Genomic DNA, 18,523 nt, shown 5'->3' with positions numbered 1-18,523 from the left:
CCTCTTCATGCACATGCCTGTTTATGTTTATGAGAAAAGCGATACCTCAGGCAACGGTACGACTATAAGACACTGCGCTAAGTCATCATCTAAATAGGTTTTATTTGATAACAAGAATAGTGTACTGCTAATAGTGCGTCTTGTTCCTGCCAAAGCAGTCTAAAGAACATTTCGATTTTATGCTATTAAAAAGTATGTTTGGTAATAAATATCAGGTTTTTATCTGATATTGTGGTGTTTGAAATTAATACTGATAACTGACGTATGTTCGTCTTGTTAATCCTCCGTTTCGTTATTAAAGGCGCTATATCGGAAAGCGTCTGGCTACCCCTTGTGGTTTCCTTGCACTCTCACAAGCGCTACTCAATGCGCATACCGGCATCTCTCTTGTCGCCATTTGCCTTAAACCATGCTTCGCTTACCGCTGCGTACAGCAGGAAGAAAAACGGTAAAGCAATAAGTGCGCAACGTTTCAATTTTCATCCTGTTCTGACCTCGCTTTTTCATTTCTGCTATACACTTTCTGGAGATTGTTGTTCAACCTATTAAGGCATAACGGATAGCTAACTTTCCCGCCAGCTTACTGATCCTCAATGGCAAAAGCGCTGATAACCAGCCGCTACGTGAGGCCATTACGCTACTTCGCGACGAAGGCATACAGATTCACGTTCGGGTAACCTGGGAAAAAGGCGACGCGCAGCGTTACGTTGATGAAGCCCGTAGACTGGGCGTTGAAACGGTGATTGCCGGCGGCGGAGACGGTACCATTAATGAAGTGTCTACCGCGCTCATCCAGATCCGCGACGGCGTAGCCCCCGCACTGGGCCTTTTGCCGCTCGGCACCGCCAACGATTTTGCCACCAGCGCCGGTATTCCTGAAGCGCTGGACAAAGCGCTGAAACTGGCGATTGCCGGAAACGCGATGGAAATTGATATGGCCAGGGTCAATGATAAAACCTGTTTTATCAATATGGCGACGGGCGGTTTTGGCACCCGCATTACCACCGAAACGCCGGAAAAACTTAAAGCCGCGTTGGGCGGCGTCTCCTATCTTATTCACGGTCTGATGAGAATGGATACGCTGACCCCTGACCGCTGCGAAATACGTGGCGAAAACTTTCACTGGCAGGGAGATGCGCTGGTGATCGGCATCGGCAACGGTCGTCAGGCCGGCGGCGGGCAGCAATTATGTCCCACCGCGCTGATTAACGACGGACTGTTACAGCTACGGATTTTTACCGGCGAAGAACTGCTGCCGGCGCTGTTTTCCACACTCACGCAGTCAGATGACAATCCGAATATTATTGACGGCGCCTCAGCGTGGTTTGATATTCATGCACCGCATGAAATCACGTTCAATCTGGATGGCGAACCACTCAGCGGGCAAGAATTTCATATTGAGGTGCTGCCTGGCGCATTACGCTGTCGGCTGCCGCCAGACTGCCCGTTGCTACGTTAATAACACCAGTCGCTGGCCGGATGCGCTCACATCCGGCTTTTCTTCGTTGAACTCAGGCGATGGTGACTTTGCTATCCAGATAGACATCCTGTACGGCATTAATCAACTTCACGCCATCAGCCATCGATTTCTTAAAGGCTTTACGTCCCAGAATTAGTCCCATTCCACCGGCTCGTTTGTTGATCACCGCGGTACGAACCGCGTCGCCGAGATCAGTGTCACCGCCGTCCGCGCCGCCGGAGTTGATAAGCCCGGCGCGTCCCATATAGCAGTTCGCCAACTGGTAACGAACCAAATCAATCGGGTTATCGCTGGTCAGTTTGCTGTACACGCGATCGTCGGTATAGCCGAAGTTGACCGCTTTATAACCGCCATTATTCTCGGCCATTTTCTGTTTCACAATATCCGCACCAATCGTAGCGGCCAGATGGTTGGCTTGCCCCGTCAGGTCAGCGGATACATGGTAATCGACGCCGTCTTTTTTAAAGGAAGAATTACGCAGGTAAGCCCACAATACGGTCACCATACCCAGCTCATGCGCACGCTCAAAAGCGGCGGAGATCTCTTCAATCTGGCGACGGGACTGTTCCGAACCGAAATAGATCGTCGCGCCTACCGCCACGGCGCCCATATTGAACGCCTGCTCAACGCTGGCGTACAGGGTCTGATCGTACTCTGTCGGATAGCTCAATGTTTCGTTGTGATTCAGTTTGACCAAAAACGGAATACGGTGCGCATAGCGCCGTGAAACCGAGGCCAGTACGCCGTAGGTAGAGGCCACGCAGTTACAGCCGGCCTCAATCGCCAATTCAACAATATTTTTTGGGTCAAAGTAGCGCGGGTTGGCCGCAAAAGAAGCGCCGGCGGAGTGCTCCACTCCCTGATCGACGGGCAGTATCGAAAGGTATCCTGTTCCCGCCAGGCGTCCAGTATTATAGAGCGTCTGCATATTACGCAGAACGGCTGGTGGACGATTATTGTCAATCATCACCCGGTCAACGTAATCCTTGCCGGGTAGATAAAGCTGATCGGAAGGAATGGTCATACAACGATGCTGTAAAAGGCTGTCGGCGTCTTTGCCAAGCAACTGCGCAATATCAGTCATAGCTATGCTCCCGTAAGTTCCGATAGGGTATCGGAAGGTGAATAGTCCTGCCCCGCAGATTGCGGGTCGCAATAAGCCTGGTACTGACCGACCATTTTTGCCAACTTTAGCGCATTTTTTCGGCGCTATCTGCTGACTCGATTCACGTCCGAAAAAGTGTTAGATCGGTCAAAATTAATGCTCAATGGTATTTAAAAGGTATTATTAAGTGGTATTGTCGTGGCGTACCTTACCTGTCATGAAGGATTCAAAAATGAAAACGACCTTTAAACTGTCGTTCATGATGTTCGTGGAGTGGTTTATCTGGGGCGCCTGGTTCGTCCCCCTGTGGCTATGGCTAAATAAAAGCGGGTTTTCCGCCGGTGAAATAGGCTGGTCTTATGCCTGTACCGCCATTGCGGCGATCCTGTCGCCGATTCTGGTCGGCTCCGTTACCGACCGTTTTTTCTCAGCGCAAAAAGTCCTGGCGGTACTGATGTTTGCGGGTGCCGTACTGATGTATTTCGCGGCACAGCAAACCACCTTTGCCGGATTCTTTCCGCTGCTCCTGGCCTATTCATTGACCTATATGCCGACCATCGCGCTGACAAACAGCATTGCCTTCGCTAACGTACCGGACGTTGAACGCGATTTTCCACGCATTCGCGTTATGGGAACCATTGGGTGGATTGCCTCCGGCCTCGCCTGTGGATTCTTGCCGCAAATGTTAGGCTATAACGATATTTCCCCCACCAACATTCCACTGCTCATAACCGCCGCAAGTTCAGCGTTGCTGGGCGTATTTGCGTTCTGTCTGCCAGACACGCCGCCAAAAAGCACCGGCAAGATGGATATTAAAGTGATGCTGGGGCTGGATGCGCTGGTTCTGCTGCGCGATAAAAACTTTCTCGTTTTCTTCTTCTGTTCCTTCCTGTTTGCGATGCCGCTGGCCTTCTACTACATCTTCGCTAACGGCTATCTGACAGAAGTGGGAATGAAAAACGCCACCGGCTGGATGACGCTCGGCCAGTTCTCTGAAATCTTCTTTATGCTGGCGCTACCCTTTTTCACTAAGCGCTTTGGTATTAAAAAGGTATTATTACTTGGTCTTATTACCGCCGCGATCCGCTACGGCTTTTTTGTCTATGGCGGCGCGGAGACGTACTTCACTTACGCCCTGCTGTTCCTCGGTATTTTGCTGCACGGCGTAAGTTACGATTTCTACTACGTCACCGCCTACATTTATGTCGATAAAAAAGCGCCGGTTCATATGTGTACCGCTGCGCAAGGGCTTATCACCCTCTGCTGTCAGGGATTCGGCAGCCTGCTGGGCTATCGTCTCGGCGGCGTGATGATGGAAAAAATGTTTGCTTATCCGCAACCGGTTAACGGTCTGACATTCAACTGGGCGGGCATGTGGACGTTTGGCGCAGTGATGATTGCCGTCATCGCGCTACTGTTTATGATTTTCTTTCGCGAATCGGACAAAGAGATCACTGCTATTGACGATCGCGATATTGCGTTGACACAAGGGGAAGTAAAATGAAAGCAGAACGTATTCTCGGTGCTCTTTACGGGCAAGCGTTAGGGGATGCGATGGGAATGCCCTCTGAGCTGTGGCCGAGAACGCGCGTCAAAGCGCATTTCGGCTGGATTGACCGCTTTCTGCCCGGCCCAAAAGAAAATAATGCCGCCTGCTATTTTAACCGCGCGGAGTTTACGGACGATACCGCAATGGCGCTCTGCCTGGCCGACGCGCTACTCGAATGCGAAGGCAACATTGATCCCGAGATTATTGGGCGTAACATCCTCGCCTGGGCGGAACGCTTTGATGCGTTCAATAAAAATGTACTCGGCCCGACGTCAAAAATTGCGCTGAATGCGATTCGCGACGGCAAACCCATCGCGGCGCTGGAAAATAACGGCGTGACTAACGGCGCGGCCATGCGCGTTTCGCCGTTGGGCTGCCTGTTGCCGCCAACTAACCTGACAGCCTTTATAGCAGAAGTAGCGTTAGCCTCCAGCCCGACGCATAAATCCGATCTGGCGGTGGCTGGCGCCGTGGTTGTCGCCTGGGCCGTCTCGCGAGCGGTTAACGGCGACACGTGGCAAAGTATTGCCGACTCGCTCCCCGCCATCGCCCATCAGGCGCAGACAGCGCGTATTACCACGTTTAGCGCCTCGCTATCGGCACGTCTGGAACTGGCGCTAAACATTGTCCGCCACGCCGACGGCGTCGAATCTGCCAGCGAACAGCTCTATCAGATCATCGGCGCGGGAACCAGCACCATTGAATCGGTTCCCTGCGCTATCGCCATGGTGGAGCTGGCGAATACCGATCCTAACCGCTGTGCCGTGCTGTGCGCTAACCTCGGCGGCGATACCGACACTATCGGCGCGATGGCTACCGCCATTTGCGGCGCGTTGCACGGGGTAAGCGCCATTAACCCCCAGTTAAAGCAAACGCTGGACAAGGTTAATCAGCTGGATTTTGCGCGCTATGCCGTTGCGCTGGCGAGCTATCGTCAACGGCGGGAGGCACTATGAACGGCGCACGGTTGCTGACATTATTACCGACCCTGCATACCCGGCGTCCGCTCACCGTTATCGGCGCGGCAGTGATCGATATCATTGCCGACGCCTGGACGTTGCCGCGTCGCGGAGGCGATATTGAACTGCAACAACAGAGCGTCAATGTCGGCGGCTGTGCGCTGAATATTGCCGTGGCGTTGAAACGACTGGGGATTGACGCCAGCAATGCGCTGCCGCTGGGCCAGGGCGTGTGGGCGGAGAGGATTCGCCGCCGTCTGGCAAAAGAGGGATTATCCAGCGTGATTGACGCGGTTGAAGGAGATAACGGCTGGTGTCTGGCGTTAGTCGAACCGGATGGCGAACGCACGTTTATGTCTTTTAGCGGCGTGGAAAACCAGTGGAATGCGGACTGGCTGTCGCAGCTCAGGACACCGCGGGGCAGTCTTGTCTACCTGTCCGGCTATCAACTGGCCTCGTCCTGTGGCGAGCCACTGATCCAGTGGCTGGAAACCGTCGACGATGTAACGCCTTTTATCGATTTTGGCCCGCGAATCGGTGATATTACAGACGATGCAATGGCGCGCATTATGGCCTGCCGGCCCATCGTATCCCTCAATCGCCAGGAAGCCATCATCGCCGCGGAACGCGCCGGGCTTGCGACCGATACCCGCACTTTCGGCGAAGCATGGGTAAAACGCTTTTCCGCGCCGCTGGTGGTGCGCCACGATAAAGACGGAGCGTGGTATTTTAGCGCGCAATCTTCCGGCGTTGTGCCAGCGTTTCCGGCAACCGTGGTGGATACCATCGGCGCAGGCGACAGCCATGCTGGCGGCGTGCTGGCAGGACTGGCGTCAGGCTGGTCGCTCGCGGATGCCGTACTGCTGGGAAATGCGGTGGCGAGCTGGGTGGTCGGGCATCGCGGCGGCGACTGCGCGCCCACGCGCGAGGCGCTACTCCTCGCACACAAAAACGTATAGGTCGCTACGACAATAACTGATGCTGTATTCAATAGGCCGCTGCTGCTGATCGAGCGCCACCTGCTTAATCACCAGCACCGGCACTTTACCATCCATTTGAATATGCGACTGAAACTCATCATCCGGCATCCGGGCGCTGACGCGGGATCGGGTACGCTGAGGGTAAATGTGCTGGCGACGAAAATAGTCATACAGCGAAATGCCAATCGCGTCGACATCATGAATCAGATGCGCGGGCACCCAGGACTCTTCAATCGATACCGCGTCCTCATCAACATAACGAATGCGTTTGAGTAAAAAGACGTCGCTGCCTGCGGGGATCGCCAGATGCTGCGCGACCTCATCCGGACAACTTACCACGCGTTTGTTAACCCATAGCGTATCCGGTTTTTTGCCGCGCAAGACAACCTGCTGAGAAAATCCCCGCGCCTCTTTCAGGGAATATTCAAAGATATTATTGATTTGCGTACCGTAGCCGCGGGCGCGCGTGACGACCCCCTCTTCTTCCAGCGCCTGCATCGCTTTTCGTACCGTGATGCGCGAGACGCCGGTAAGCTGGCTGAGATCGCGTTCGCCAGGCAAAATATTACCGTGCTCAAGAATACCGCTGCGCACGGCATCCTTTACCGTCTGGGCGAATTTCATGTATAGCGGCGTATTATCCGCCGCTGAAATTCGTTCATTCAGTTGCGCGATGAGCCGGGTATGCGCTTGTTCCATTTATCTTTCCTGACGACGGGTCTGTAGGCAGTATACTACCACCACGCGTGGAAATGATGTACCGGACCAATGCCCTTCCCCACTTCCAGCGTGTCCGCCTGCGCCAGCGCCGCCGAAAGCCATGCCTTCGCCTCGTTTACCGTCTCTCCCCAACAGCGATGCCGGGGCCGTAACGCCGCCAGCGCCGCCGACAGCGTACAGCCCGTCCCATGCGTATTTTTGGTGTTCACACGCGGCGCGCTAAAACGTTGCTCGCCCTCACGGGTAAAGAGCCAGTCCGGGCTTTGCGCATCCTCTAAATGCCCGCCTTTCATCAATACCGCTTCACACCCCATCGCCAGTAACGCCCGCCCCTGCGCCAGCATCTCCTGTTCCGTACGTGCATGGGGCGCATCCAGCAACGCTGCGGCTTCCGGCAAATTAGGCGTAATCAGCGATACCTGTGGCAACAGCCGGACGCGTAATGTTTCTATCGCAGAGGGCGAGAGCAGCGGATCGCCGCTTTTCGCCAGCATCACCGTATCCAGCACCACATTACGTACATGATGACGCTGTAGTCGCTCCGCCACGGCCTCGACAATATCGGTTTCCGCCAGCATCCCGATTTTTGTGGTATCAATGCGCACATCGCTGAACACGGAATCAAGTTGAGCGGCGACAAAGTCCGGCTCTATCCGGTACACCGACTGTACGCCACAGGTATTTTGCGCCACCAGCGCGGTGATGACCGAACAGCCATATGCGCCCAGCGCGGAAAAGGTCTTGAGATCCGCCTGGATACCGGCCCCGCCGCTGGGATCGGTGCCGGCAATCGTCAGCGCGTTAATTCGTTGCATTGGCCGCCTCCATATCCAGATGATAGAGCGCATCAAGAAAAGCCGGGATGAAGCTGCCCGGTCCTTCGCTACGCTCTGCCGCGACCTGTCCAGCCAGTTTCATCCAGCAGCAGGCCGACGCGACATTGTCCAGCGCGGCGCCCGGTAACGCGCAACTGGCGGCGACAACCGCCGACAACGCGCAGCCGGTGCCTACAATGCGAGTCATTAACGGATCGCCGCCGGGAATGCTCAGCGTGCGCTGACCATTAGTGACGTAATCTATCTCTCCGGTAACCACAACGATGCAGTCTATCTGACGCGCCAGCGCCTGCGCCGCAGGCAGTGCGGCCAACGCCGCCTCGGTGGTATCTACGCCGCGTCCGCCCAGCGCCATGCCGGATAACGCCAGGATTTCCGAGGCGTTGCCGCGTATTGCCGCCGGGCGCAGGGACAAGAGATCCAGGCAAAATCGCCGACGAAATTCCAGCGCGCCCACCGCGACAGGATCAAGCGTCCACGGCGTTTTGGCATCATAAGCGCTTTCTACCGCCGCACGCATCGCGTCAGCGCGTGAGGCAGTTAATGTTCCGACATTAATCAGCAAGGCGTTGGCGATGGCGGCAAACGGTCTGGCCTCGACAGGATCAATCACCATGGCGGGTGAAGCGCCCAGCGCCAGCAACGTATTGGCGGTAAACGTTTGTACGACGTCATTCGTCATACAGTGCGTAAGCGGGGAGAGCGCGCGAAAGTGTTTTAACGTATGCGCCGCAAGCGTGCGGCAGTGCAGGTCAGGCTGCATGGTTCAGCTCCTGCCCGCGTGAAGAAGGGACACGAGCAGTGTCAGACTTCCCTACGCTGGCATTATCCAGATCAGGTGGTACGGGTATTTCTCAGCCTTCACAAAGAAGGGCACCCCGAGTCGTCAAGCCCCACCGTGTTAAGCGGGGTTTCGCTATTAAGCATACTGTCTGTGCCAGACAATGTAAATTTACAGTCAGCGGCGGACGATAATTTTAGCGTTATCAGATAGTTCTCAAAACCTATTCGGTTCTGGCAAACTTGCTGGCGGATATGTTGCTGCACGACGCTTTCGTTTACACTTTTTACGAAAAGGGGCGTGAGATAACAAAATAGCGCTTGTCAGATACGCCACCAGCAGAAATGATACACACGATGTTAACTGACCCGCATATGTGGAGGGTAAAAGTATGAAAAGTAAGTTGCTGCCTTGCGCGCTGTTGCTTGCAACCAGTTTTGCATGGGCCGCCCCCGCGACAACGGGCATTGATCAATATGAGTTAAAAAGCTTTATCGCCGACTTCACCCACTTCAAGCCCGGCGATACCGTTCCGCAAATGTACCGCACCGATGAGTATAATATTAAACAGTGGAAATTACGTAATCTGCCCGCGCCAGATGCCGGTACTCACTGGACCTATATGGGCGGCGCGTATGTACTGATTAACGATACCGATGGAAAAATCATCAAAGCCTATGATGGCGAGATTTTTTATCATCGATAAAAAAAGCCCCCTCATCCAGAGGGGGAAATACAGCCCCATGTTACTTTTTTATTAGCCCTTAATCACTCTATCCCCTTCAAACCTCCTTTTTGTTGACTGCCTTCACTACCCGATTCGCTCTGGATCTCGCCCTTTTGAAACTACCGCATACCACATTAGAATTTATTGCAGAAAGATTGTCATCCCGGTCACTTATTATTGTAAGTGACCGGAAGTTCATTCACCTATCGCGCCATATATCTTAAATGTTTTTCATATATATTAATCGTATTTCACATAGATCAGCGCAGTCGCTTTTAGATCGCCTGGCTTTATATTGTCTCGGTCATAAACATAATAACTGGCGATAATAGGGATTGTTATCATATCACTGTTGAGCGGCGTGCCTACTTGATCCACTTTCCATAACGTTGAAGCATTACCCTGCTCTGCTGTATTTGAAATATTCACCGTTTTTCCACCGCTCTCCAGTATAAATCCGACGCCATTATTCACAGCACCACGCAACACAGAATAGCTATCTGGTATTAAATCACTGCTGGAGAGATAAACCGTCATTTTACGCGATGTTTGTTTAGCATTACCAAAAAGATTATCACACTGGAGTCGAATATTATCCGCGGCATTTTTGTTGCTGACCTTGCCTGTGTTATATAATTCAGAAAGCGCAATATTCGGTAGCGTGATCGTCAGATCTTCAGGTTTGCAGGTTGTCTGCTTGCGATCGTAGGACACAAACAGATCAAATGAATATAACCCTGCACCTCTAAGATAACTATTATAATCTGCGGCACAGGCATTCCAGCCTCTTCCTGCTAGCAGGCACCCTAAAAACCGCAAACTGGCCGTAAACTGAGTTGCAGAAGAAGCGCTTGTTATTGATACCACCCCGTTGATTAGGACACTGTTCCCACTACCGGCAGAAATATTTACATTCGCCCCAGAGGAAGCGGGTTCAACCGTTACCGTATAGCCCGTTGTAAACGGCATTGTGAGAGTATTATTATCTGCCCAGGCGATTTTTAACTTCAGTTTTACTGTATCATTGTATAATCCCACGATGATATCGGAAGGATCCATACGCGTTATCTTATAAGTCCCTGAACAAGTTGTATCGTTAAAATTATGGCTATAAGTTGCGGACTGATTAGGGTTAATCGTAAAATCCTCACGAATAATTAAATTATCCTGATAAGTAATTTCTCCCGTACAGGCTGCGTATGTTTCAGGTAAAATCAATAACATCACGATAAAAAGAAAGAGTTTCATTTCACCACCTCACCACTACCGACAAATATAAACTTTACTTTCATCAACCGTTTTTCCAAAGGTGATTGAACATGAAAGCCCCTGCTCTTTATCTACTGGTACACTGACTTCGGGCGGAATATCATTCGTTCGAATAAATAGCTGACTACCTTGTCCAACAATGCCCACATTATGACCATGATGATCTACTACATCATAACCAAAAATAAGAGGCGAGCCATCAGGACGCTGCGCTTTAATAAACCATGGTTTACGCTGGTCGGTATCAAAATTCACTAGCACGACGGCCCCTCGGTACGGGGCGGCAACTTTACGGTTACCGCGTAATTCCGTTTCACTGCTACTTTGCGACACATCAAGCATAAGATGGTTTTCGCGATATGGCGTAAGGTTGTCATAAACCACCGTTCCTTTTTTATTGGTGGTCCGATATTTTTGGCCGTTAACGTAGGCTCCTTCAAGTCCCGGAGCCTGCATAATCGCAAAGGTATCTGAAAGCCGGCTGGATAAATTCAACCCGCCACTCCAGGCTACAACCCCACCGGAAATACTTCCGCCGGTCTGAGTATAATTGGACGACTGGCTGTAACTACCATTAAGCGTTGCAACGGGCGTATTCCAGGTTAAATTCGTCCCCGCTGTGGTCTCACTATCGTGTCGCTGATGACTAACATTCACGCCGTAATTAAATTGATCGCGACTGCCTGCCGTACCGGTTAAACCAATATTGTTTGAGGTAAATCCATCATCATCAAAGGTCGTCGAGTTCGACACATTCAGATGACGCCGCGGGGTAGTAATACCGTCCCCCCAGTCAAAGGGAATTGAAATAAACAGGTTAAAACGTTTATCTTCATTATGATCCTCGTCGTAAGTCTGACTGGCGGATAACGTATAATTAATTTTCTGGAACGTATTGGAATAGCTTATTTGATAATCTTTACTGGTGCCGCTACGTCCCCAGTAATCACGCCATAATGCACTCAGTGATACTGCGCCCCATCCTTCTGGCAAGGATTGGCTCACATTAGCTGAAAACGTATTTTTACGCCCAAAATCGTTTTGATAATAATCAGCAATATCGTATACATCATTCTTATCGCGACGATAGTTATTTTTATTATTGGCCCAGACATGATCGTTAAATGTGCGGTAATCCTGTGATGAATACCGATACGCAGCCAGACCAAACCGAGTTAATGTTTGGGTCAGGTATTTATTATAAGCAATCTGATAACTCTGACCATCAAATACATCGCCATTATCCTGTTTACTGTGCGCTCGCGTAGCGTCAAGCGAAATGGCGCCAATCCGGGTATTCCACCCCGTGCCGAGGGTAAACGCATTATAATGGTTCGATAGCATCGTACCGCCATAAAGCGTCAACAGGTTATTAAGGCCATACTGATAACTGATTTGTGTAAAATCGGCCTGATTATCGGCGCCTTCAATATGACTACGGCCGGCGGAAAAATCATACTTAGAGACGCCAGGCTGCAACATGTTCGGTACGGAAGCGTAAGGCACCAGCCAGGTATTTATCGAACCATCCGCCTCACGCACGGTGACATCAAGATCCGCGCCACCGCCCGCGAGTTGCAGATCCGCAATGGAAAAGGGGCCAGGAGGAACCTCTTTCTGATAAACAACGAATCCGTTCTGTTCGATGGTTACCAAAGCGTTAGTCTGTGCAATCCCCTGCACCAACGGCGTAAAATTCTGTTTCGAGTTTGGCAACATTTGCATATCGCGGAACAGGCGAACGCCGGTAAATCTCACAGAATCAAAAATCTCTGACGAGGTATACTGATCCCCGGCGCGTAATGTGCCGAGGAGCTCAGCGATACCGCGCTCCAGATACAATGTGTTGCTTTTCCACTCACCGCTGCTGCCATCGGTTTTATTAAATGTGGTATCCGCATGCGCTTGCCAGCCCAACAGATTGAAACCGCTATTGAACCGAACGTAAGTACTTTCACTACTGCCAGAATTCTTATAGTCACTGTAATACTGGCTGGCATAGTAAGAAGTATAAAATGCATTGATGCCGCGATCCCAGTTTTCAGGCAATACATAACCCGCCTCGACCTCATTTACATAGGCCTGGGGAACGCTCAAATCCAGCCGAAAAACGCCAATATTAAAAGTATAGCCACCGCTTCTCACGACATCTTTTAACGCAATACAATCCGTTGCTCCCTGCGGTTGCAGACCATCGCTTATCACACCAATATTTTTCAACAACTCAGTTGAAATACACGTGCTACCGGGATCATCGGCAACAATGATATCGTATTTACCTCGCCATTGATTGTTGACATAAATATCCAATTCGTACTGTCCCGGAATTGGCTTATTCTCATCCAGATGGAAATTTGTTATTTTTTGATCTCTCATTCCCCCACCATAAAATGAGTATCAAACGTTTCCGTCGCGATAGCCTGCGTTTGCCAGGTAAACAGAGTCAATAAAACAAGCGAAGCGATGGGCGTCATCCTTAGCATGATGAACTCCTGTTTATTTTACATTAATTTTGCTACTAATATAGTTACCATTATCATCAATAATCGTTACTTCATACTGGCTTGTTGACGCATATTTCATGTTAATATTTTGCGTCGATAGCGGTGGCAGCATGATAGTTTGATCATTAATCTTAGTATTTCCTGCTTTTACATCCGTCACGGTAATCCAGTTTGCAGTATCATTTTTCATGATGACAGTTTTATTACTGCGAAATAAACCAATCCTCTGAAAACTGTCTTTGGTTACGGCGGCAATTCGACTGGGGCGCCATATTAATTTTATTCGATTCTGCATTGCGAATTTAAGCACATTTTTACCGGCGTTTTCTTGGCTGTTTGGTGGAATATCAAGCACATTCAGATAAAACAGACTTTCTTTGTTGTCCGGTAAGCTATTAGGCATTTTCTTGATTTTGATCTGCTGACCAGACTCAGCGGCAACGCGCGCCACTGGCGGCGTCAGCATAAATGGCACCTGAATTTTTTCTGGCGGTAATGAAGTGTTACCGTCATCAATCCAGGACTGTACCAGCGAAGCTTGCTCGCCCTGATTCACCAATTGTACAACGACTTCTTTCTTCTCTGCCGGGTAAATCACACGCGTACCATAAATAACAATACCAGCATGCGCAGGCAAAATTATGGCAGATAATAATACTGCAGATAATATTTTCATATTTACACGGCCTTGCTTATAAAAAACCGGCGACGAACGCCGCCGGTTGAATAAATTAGTCAGTAACAACCGTTAAAGTCAGTGTTGAGCTAACATCACCAGAAGCAACATCACCGTCTAAACGCGCATAGCGTGCTAAAAAAGTCAGGTCGTATTCACCGCTGCTATTTGGATCTAGTGTCACCCCCGTCTCTGGATCAATCTGATTATCCGTACTTCCGTAGTAAACCGCAAAACCGACACCTTTGGCAGACCCGTTATTAAATGTGATATCGTGGCTGTCAAATTGCGTTGAAGAGAAGGTAATACGCGGCGCTACACCCTGTTGACATTTTATTTTCAACGGCATCTGAGTTTGATTAGTTACTGCGTCATAAATCTGACCCGGGGTTAAATTAATTATTTTATCCGCACCAATTTCATTCAGTCTAATTTCAGCGGTGTTCGTACCCAAAAATTGACAGGTAGTACCAACCACCTTTCCGTTAATATTCAGAACGCCTGAATCATACTCATCAACAGCAAAAGCCCCAGCGCTCATAAATACAGCAGACAATACAGAAGCAGCAATAAGTGAACGTTTCATAATCTCTTCCTTAATGAAGTAATTTCTATTTGTTAAGAGTTATTAACCCTTGCAACGAAAATTCTCATAGACAGGAAGTTATCGCAATGTAAACACGATGTTTTGTTGATTTAAAACAATTTACAGATTGCAATATAATTGCAACAAATAATCATTGCTTATCATTATTTTGTAAACTTATTAATTTCCGAAATTTACTGCCCTTAAACATAAACACAACAAATAAAAAAGCCCATATCATTGATATCAATGATATGGGCCTGCGGAATTAATAAGAATTAGTCGTAATGATTAACAACAATCTGTCGGGTGCTATCACCAGGCACCGTGTATAGCTGCGTTGTCACACCTCTCATCGGCGTAGCGGCGGGTGTTTGCAGAGTTGAAACGTGGATAGTGTTGCCGCAACGCTGCTGCAACTGTGCGTTTACCACTTCTGTACTGCACGTTGGCGCGGTCACTTTTCCACTGATGGTTAATGTTGCGGTGTCGGAGGCAAAAACAGGTACGCTTATCCCATAAGCCGAAACTATAATTCCCATCAGCAAATATTTTTTCATAGTGAGTAATTGTTCCTCTGGTGAACGTCAAACAGTATGCAGGCCGTCCTGATGAGCAGTATGAACGTATCGATACCTTAAAACCAATTGAAAAAATAAATCAGTAGGATAGGTATGATCAATTCAAATAATGTTTTTGCCGATTATTTCAGATAAACACCTGTCTGTTTAAGCAGGAATTAACAATGCGGGGGCTATTATTTTATTAATACATTCACTGCATCAATATATATTAATGCAGTGAATGTCATATTCTCTTTGGAATACGTCAGGAGGATTACACCGCGCGGAAGGCGATTTCTCCCGGAATCACTTCACCCTGCCAGTAAAGCTGTGCCGCAACGCGATCGGCCAGTTCGCGATAGATCGCGGTAAACTCGCTCTCCGGACGGCTAACCACCGTCGGCGTACCGCGATCGAGATCTTCACGCAGACTAATATGCAGCGGCATCTGACCCAGAAGCTGAGTATGGTATTTTTCCGCCAGCTTCTGCGCGCCGCCCGTGCCGAAGATCGGTTCGTGATGGCCGCAGTTGCTACAAATATGCATACTCATATTTTCCACAATGCCGAGCACCGGCACTTCCACCTTCTCGAACATCACGATACCTTTTTTGGCGTCGATTAGCGCGATATCCTGCGGCGTAGTCACCACCACCGCGCCGGTAACAGGAATGTTCTGCGCCAGCGTTAGCTGAATATCCCCGGTTCCCGGCGGCATATCCAGTACCAGATAATCCAGATCCGGCCACAGCGTCTCCTGCAACATCTGCATCAGCGCCTTACTGGCCATTGGGCCGCGCCATACCATCGCGTTATCGTCAGTCACCAGATAGCCGATCGAGTTGGTCGCCAGGCCGTGAGACATAATCGGCGCCATATGCGTACCGTCTGGCGATGTCGGGCGCTGATCTTCTGCGCCAAGCATGGTTGGGATCGACGGACCGTAAATATCGGCATCGAGAACCCCGACCTTTGCGCCTTCAGCCTCTAACGCCAGCGCCAGGTTTACCGCCGTGGACGATTTACCCACCCCGCCTTTACCGGAGCTCACGGCAATGATGTTTTTCACGCCATTAATGCCAGGCTGATTTTTGACGCGTTTCAGCGTCGCAATGTTGTACGACAGTTTCCAGTCGATCGCTTTTGCGCCCGTAATACGTAACAGATCGGCGCTGCATTGCTCTTTTAATACCTCAAACGCGCTGTTCCAGACGAACGGCATGACCAGCTCAACGTGCAGCGTATCATCCATCCAGGCGACGTGGTGCAACGCCTTAAGCGTGGTGAGGTTATGCTTCAGGGTTGGGTGCTGAAAATTCGCCAGCGTCCCGGCGACCATCGCTCGCAGGGTATCTGGTGATTTGGCCTGGGATTGTTCGTTCATCCCGACTCCTTTTGTAGTTCTGAAAAGTACGATTGTAACTTTGTAGTTTACTCCAGCGGTAACAATTATTCATTTACGGATAAATGCCCTTATCGATTGGCGCAGTAATTACCATTTTGGTACTATCAAAGCCCTTTTTTACAACAGAAGAAGTAATACCCACTATGACTCAAGTCGCGAAGAAAATTCTGGTAACGTGCGCGCTGCCGTACGCCAACGGCTCTATCCACCTCGGCCATATGCTGGAGCACATCCAGGCTGATGTCTGGGTCCGTTACCAGCGAATGCGCGGCCATGAGGTTAACTTCATCTGTGCCGATGACGCTCATGGCACGCCGATCATGCTGAAAGCGCAGCAGCTTGGTATTACACCGGAGCAAATGATCGGTGAAATGAGCCAGGAGCACCAGACCGATTTCGCCGGTTTTAATATTAGCTACGACAACTACCACTCAACGCACAGCGACGAGAATCGCGAGCTGTCCGAGCTGATTTATACGCGCCTGAAAGAGAACGGTTTTATTAAGAACCGCACCATCTCTCAACTCTACGATCCGGAAAAAGGCATGTTCCTGCCGGATCGATTTGTGAAAGGCACCTGCCCGAAATGTAAATCCGCGGACCAGTACGGCGATAACTGTGAAGTCTGCGGCGCAACTTACAGCCCGACCGAACTTATCGAGCCGAAATCCGTGGTGTCCGGCGCGACGCCGGTAATGCGTGACTCCGAGCACTTTTTCTTTGACCTGCCGTCATTCAGCGAAATGTTGCAGGCGTGGACCCGCAGCGGCGCGCTGCAGGAGCAGGTGGCGAACAAAATGCAGGAGTGGTTTGAATCCGGCCTCCAGCAGTGGGACATTTCCCGCGACGCGCCGTATTTTGGTTTCGAAATCCCGAACGCGCCGGGCAAATATTTCTACGTCTGGCTGGACGCGCCGATTGGCTATATGGGCTCCTTCAAAAATCTGTGCGATAAGCGCGGTGACACGACCAGTTTTGATGAGTACTGGAAAAAAGACTCCGACGCCGAGCTGTATCACTTTATCGGCAAAGACATCGTCTATTTCCACAGCCTGTTCTGGCCTGCCATGCTGGAAGGCAGCCACTTCCGTAAGCCGACCAACCTGTTCGTTCACGGTTACGTGACGGTGAACGGCGCGAAGATGTCTAAGTCTCGCGGCACCTTTATTAAGGCCAGCACCTGGCTGAAACACTTTGACGCCGACAGCCTGCGCTACTACTACACCGCGAAGCTTTCTTCACGCATTGATGACATCGACCTGAACCTGGAAGACTTTGTCCAGCGCGTCAATGCCGATATCGTCAATAAAGTAGTCAACCTGGCATCCCGTAACGCCGGTTTTATCAATAAGCGTTTCGACGGCGTGCTGGCGGCTGAACTGGCCGATCCGCAATTGTACAAAACCTTTACTGACGCCGCTGCGGTGATTGGCGAAGCATGGGAAAGCCGTGAATTCGGTAAAGCTATCCGTGAGATTATGGCGCTGGCCGACGTCGCTAACCGTTATGTTGACGAGCAAGCGCCGTGGGTGGTGGCTAAACAGGAAGGCCGCGACGCTGACCTGCAGGCCATTTGCTCGATGGGCATCAACCTGTTCCGCGTGCTGATGACGTATCTGAAACCGGTACTGCCGACGCTTTCTGAACGCGTTGAAGCCTTCCTGAACAGCGAACTGAACTGGGATGCCATCGAACAGCCGCTGCTCAGTCACAAGGTCAACACCTTTAAGGCGCTCTACAATCGCATCGACATGAAGCAAGTTGAAGCGCTGGTTGAAGCGTCTAAAGAAGAGGTGAAAGCCGCAGCCGCGCCGGTTACCGGCCCGTTAGCCGACTTCCCGATTCAGGAAACCATCACCTTTGACGATTTCGCCAAAATTGACCTGCGCGTAGCATTGATTGAAAACGCTGAGTTCGTAGATGGTTCTGACAAATTGCTGCGTCTGACGCTGGATCTGGGCGGCGAGAAGCGTAACGTCTTCTCCGGCATTCGTTCCGCCTACCCGGACCCGCAGGCGCTGATCGGCCGCCAGACGGTAATGGTCGCCAACCTCGCGCCGCGCAAAATGCGCTTTGGCGTCTCCGAGGGAATGGTGATGGCCGCAGGACCTGGCGGGAAAGATATCTTCCTGTTAAGCCCTGATGACGGCGCGAAGCCTGGCCAACAGGTGAAATAAGCAACAAGCCGGAGCATGCTCCGGCTTTTTTAACCGCTTAATCCTGACTGGCATATCACCCCATCCGCGTGTTTTAACTTTTTCCTTAATAAGCAATAGCGTTAAGACTCCATATCCGGACTGCTAAATAACGGCTAAAAGTCATATTCTATCTCTCCCTGATACATTGCTATTACTGGGTTAAATTAATTCATTGAAATTATTTT

At 50.5% G+C, this 18,523-nt stretch carries 15 protein-coding genes, 1 pseudogene and 1 riboswitch; of the genes and pseudogenes, 6 read left to right on the top strand and 10 right to left on the bottom strand.

From position 1 onward, the window contains the following. The first annotated feature begins 559 nt into the window (after window positions 1-559). A complete protein-coding gene (gene yegS / locus AAYN39_RS21250; RefSeq protein ID WP_001273393.1) occupies window positions 560-1,459 on the top strand; it encodes a lipid kinase YegS in 900 nt (299 codons plus the stop codon). A gap of 52 nt (window positions 1,460-1,511) precedes the next feature. Here yegS and fbaB read toward each other — a convergent pair whose 3' ends face one another. After that, window positions 1,512-2,564, bottom strand: coding sequence for a class I fructose-bisphosphate aldolase (gene fbaB, locus AAYN39_RS21245; protein ID WP_000129590.1), 1,053 nt, complete (start codon window positions 2,562-2,564; stop codon window positions 1,512-1,514). A 253-nt stretch (window positions 2,565-2,817) separates the two neighbouring features. On the opposite strand from fbaB, the gene AAYN39_RS21240 reads away from it, so the two are divergent. The 3 genes from AAYN39_RS21240 to AAYN39_RS21230 are packed head-to-tail and all read left to right on the top strand — an operon-like array spanning window position 2,818 to window position 6,052. Then, window positions 2,818-4,089, top strand: a complete 1,272-nt coding sequence (locus AAYN39_RS21240; protein ID WP_000858691.1) for a nucleoside permease — start codon at window positions 2,818-2,820, stop codon at window positions 4,087-4,089. Next, window positions 4,086-5,090 carry an ADP-ribosylglycohydrolase family protein gene (locus tag AAYN39_RS21235; protein WP_000642789.1) on the top strand — a complete coding sequence of 335 codons (1,005 nt, stop codon included), beginning with the start codon at window positions 4,086-4,088 and terminating at the stop codon, window positions 5,088-5,090. Before AAYN39_RS21240 ends, AAYN39_RS21235 begins: the two co-directional genes overlap by 4 nt. Beyond that, the gene (locus AAYN39_RS21230) at window positions 5,087-6,052 is read left to right on the top strand and encodes a PfkB family carbohydrate kinase (protein ID WP_001012656.1); all 966 of its coding nucleotides are present in this window, start codon (window positions 5,087-5,089) and stop codon (window positions 6,050-6,052) included. The genes AAYN39_RS21235 and AAYN39_RS21230 overlap by 4 nt, the downstream gene beginning before the upstream one ends. Here the strand turns inward: AAYN39_RS21230 and AAYN39_RS21225 are convergent. The 3 genes from AAYN39_RS21225 to thiM are packed head-to-tail and all read right to left on the bottom strand — an operon-like array spanning window position 6,026 to window position 8,392. Further along, window positions 6,026-6,772 (bottom strand): GntR family transcriptional regulator, encoded by a 747-nt coding sequence (locus AAYN39_RS21225; protein ID WP_000434062.1) that lies wholly within the window; start codon window positions 6,770-6,772, stop codon window positions 6,026-6,028. The two genes, AAYN39_RS21230 and AAYN39_RS21225, sit on opposite strands and share 27 nt — an antisense overlap. 35 nt (window positions 6,773-6,807) lie before the next feature. Beyond that, a complete protein-coding gene (gene thiD / locus AAYN39_RS21220) occupies window positions 6,808-7,608 on the bottom strand; it encodes a bifunctional hydroxymethylpyrimidine kinase/phosphomethylpyrimidine kinase (protein ID WP_001188955.1) in 801 nt (266 codons plus the stop codon). Then, window positions 7,595-8,392: a hydroxyethylthiazole kinase gene (thiM, locus tag AAYN39_RS21215; RefSeq protein ID WP_001182157.1), complete on the bottom strand. Its 798-nt coding sequence runs from the start codon at window positions 8,390-8,392 to the stop codon at window positions 7,595-7,597. The genes thiD and thiM overlap by 14 nt, the downstream gene beginning before the upstream one ends. A 31-nt stretch (window positions 8,393-8,423) precedes the next feature. After that, window positions 8,424-8,520: riboswitch (TPP riboswitch) on the bottom strand. Window positions 8,521-8,801: 281 nt separating this feature from the next. Between thiM and rcnB the strand changes: the two genes are divergently transcribed. Beyond that, window positions 8,802-9,116, top strand: coding sequence for a Ni(II)/Co(II) efflux transporter accessory subunit RcnB (rcnB, locus tag AAYN39_RS21210; RefSeq protein WP_000837534.1), 315 nt, complete (start codon window positions 8,802-8,804; stop codon window positions 9,114-9,116). A 261-nt stretch (window positions 9,117-9,377) separates the two neighbouring features. Here rcnB and AAYN39_RS21205 read toward each other — a convergent pair whose 3' ends face one another. The 6 genes and pseudogenes from AAYN39_RS21205 to apbC form a co-directional block, all read right to left on the bottom strand. Then, on the bottom strand, window positions 9,378-10,385 hold the full coding sequence (locus AAYN39_RS21205; RefSeq protein ID WP_000765280.1) for a putative fimbrial-like adhesin protein: 1,008 nt from the start codon (window positions 10,383-10,385) through the stop codon (window positions 9,378-9,380). A gap of 15 nt (window positions 10,386-10,400) precedes the next feature. Next, window positions 10,401-12,889: pseudogene (locus tag AAYN39_RS21200) on the bottom strand (fimbrial biogenesis outer membrane usher protein). A 13-nt stretch (window positions 12,890-12,902) separates the two neighbouring features. Continuing rightward, the gene (gene stcB / locus AAYN39_RS21195) at window positions 12,903-13,586 is read right to left on the bottom strand and encodes a fimbrial biogenesis chaperone StcB (RefSeq protein WP_000698775.1); all 684 of its coding nucleotides are present in this window, start codon (window positions 13,584-13,586) and stop codon (window positions 12,903-12,905) included. 55 nt (window positions 13,587-13,641) lie between these two features. After that, window positions 13,642-14,172: a fimbrial protein YehD gene (yehD, locus tag AAYN39_RS21190; RefSeq protein ID WP_000830686.1), complete on the bottom strand. Its 531-nt coding sequence runs from the start codon at window positions 14,170-14,172 to the stop codon at window positions 13,642-13,644. 278 nt (window positions 14,173-14,450) lie between these two features. Further along, window positions 14,451-14,732, bottom strand: coding sequence for a YehE family protein (locus tag AAYN39_RS21185; RefSeq protein ID WP_000760404.1), 282 nt, complete (start codon window positions 14,730-14,732; stop codon window positions 14,451-14,453). Window positions 14,733-15,009: 277 nt separating this feature from the next. Then, entirely contained in the window at window positions 15,010-16,119 is a 1,110-nt protein-coding gene (apbC, locus tag AAYN39_RS21180) for an iron-sulfur cluster carrier protein ApbC (protein ID WP_001005426.1), read from the bottom strand. Window positions 16,120-16,283: 164 nt separating this feature from the next. Between apbC and metG the strand changes: the two genes are divergently transcribed. Beyond that, window positions 16,284-18,317: a methionine--tRNA ligase gene (gene metG / locus AAYN39_RS21175; RefSeq protein ID WP_000195338.1), complete on the top strand. Its 2,034-nt coding sequence runs from the start codon at window positions 16,284-16,286 to the stop codon at window positions 18,315-18,317. Window positions 18,318-18,523: the final 206 nt, after the last annotated feature.

The sequence above is a fragment of the Salmonella sp. K21076 genome (genome assembly GCF_039650795.1).
GTDB classification, from domain to species: Bacteria; Pseudomonadota; Gammaproteobacteria; order Enterobacterales; family Enterobacteriaceae; genus Salmonella; species Salmonella enterica.
The sequence above is the reverse complement of the archived record's forward strand: the minus strand, read 5'-3'. Positions and strand labels throughout refer to the sequence as shown.

Excerpts from the sequence above, each read along its gene's own strand:
- fbaB (WP_000129590.1), bottom strand. The coding sequence starts at position 2,564 with ATGACTGATATTGCGCAGTTGCTTGGCAAAGACGCCGACAGCCTTTTA.
- AAYN39_RS21240 (WP_000858691.1), top strand. The coding sequence starts at position 2,818 with ATGAAAACGACCTTTAAACTGTCGTTCATGATGTTCGTGGAGTGGTTT.
- AAYN39_RS21235 (WP_000642789.1), top strand. The coding sequence starts at position 4,086 with ATGAAAGCAGAACGTATTCTCGGTGCTCTTTACGGGCAAGCGTTAGGG.
- AAYN39_RS21230 (WP_001012656.1), top strand. The coding sequence starts at position 5,087 with ATGAACGGCGCACGGTTGCTGACATTATTACCGACCCTGCATACCCGG.
- AAYN39_RS21225 (WP_000434062.1), bottom strand. The coding sequence starts at position 6,772 with ATGGAACAAGCGCATACCCGGCTCATCGCGCAACTGAATGAACGAATT.
- thiD (WP_001188955.1), bottom strand. The coding sequence starts at position 7,608 with ATGCAACGAATTAACGCGCTGACGATTGCCGGCACCGATCCCAGCGGC.
- thiM (WP_001182157.1), bottom strand. The coding sequence starts at position 8,392 with ATGCAGCCTGACCTGCACTGCCGCACGCTTGCGGCGCATACGTTAAAA.
- rcnB (WP_000837534.1), top strand. The coding sequence starts at position 8,802 with ATGAAAAGTAAGTTGCTGCCTTGCGCGCTGTTGCTTGCAACCAGTTTT.
- AAYN39_RS21205 (WP_000765280.1), bottom strand. The coding sequence starts at position 10,385 with ATGAAACTCTTTCTTTTTATCGTGATGTTATTGATTTTACCTGAAACA.
- stcB (WP_000698775.1), bottom strand. The coding sequence starts at position 13,586 with ATGAAAATATTATCTGCAGTATTATTATCTGCCATAATTTTGCCTGCG.
- yehD (WP_000830686.1), bottom strand. The coding sequence starts at position 14,172 with ATGAAACGTTCACTTATTGCTGCTTCTGTATTGTCTGCTGTATTTATG.
- AAYN39_RS21185 (WP_000760404.1), bottom strand. The coding sequence starts at position 14,732 with ATGAAAAAATATTTGCTGATGGGAATTATAGTTTCGGCTTATGGGATA.
- apbC (WP_001005426.1), bottom strand. The coding sequence starts at position 16,119 with ATGAACGAACAATCCCAGGCCAAATCACCAGATACCCTGCGAGCGATG.
- metG (WP_000195338.1), top strand. The coding sequence starts at position 16,284 with ATGACTCAAGTCGCGAAGAAAATTCTGGTAACGTGCGCGCTGCCGTAC.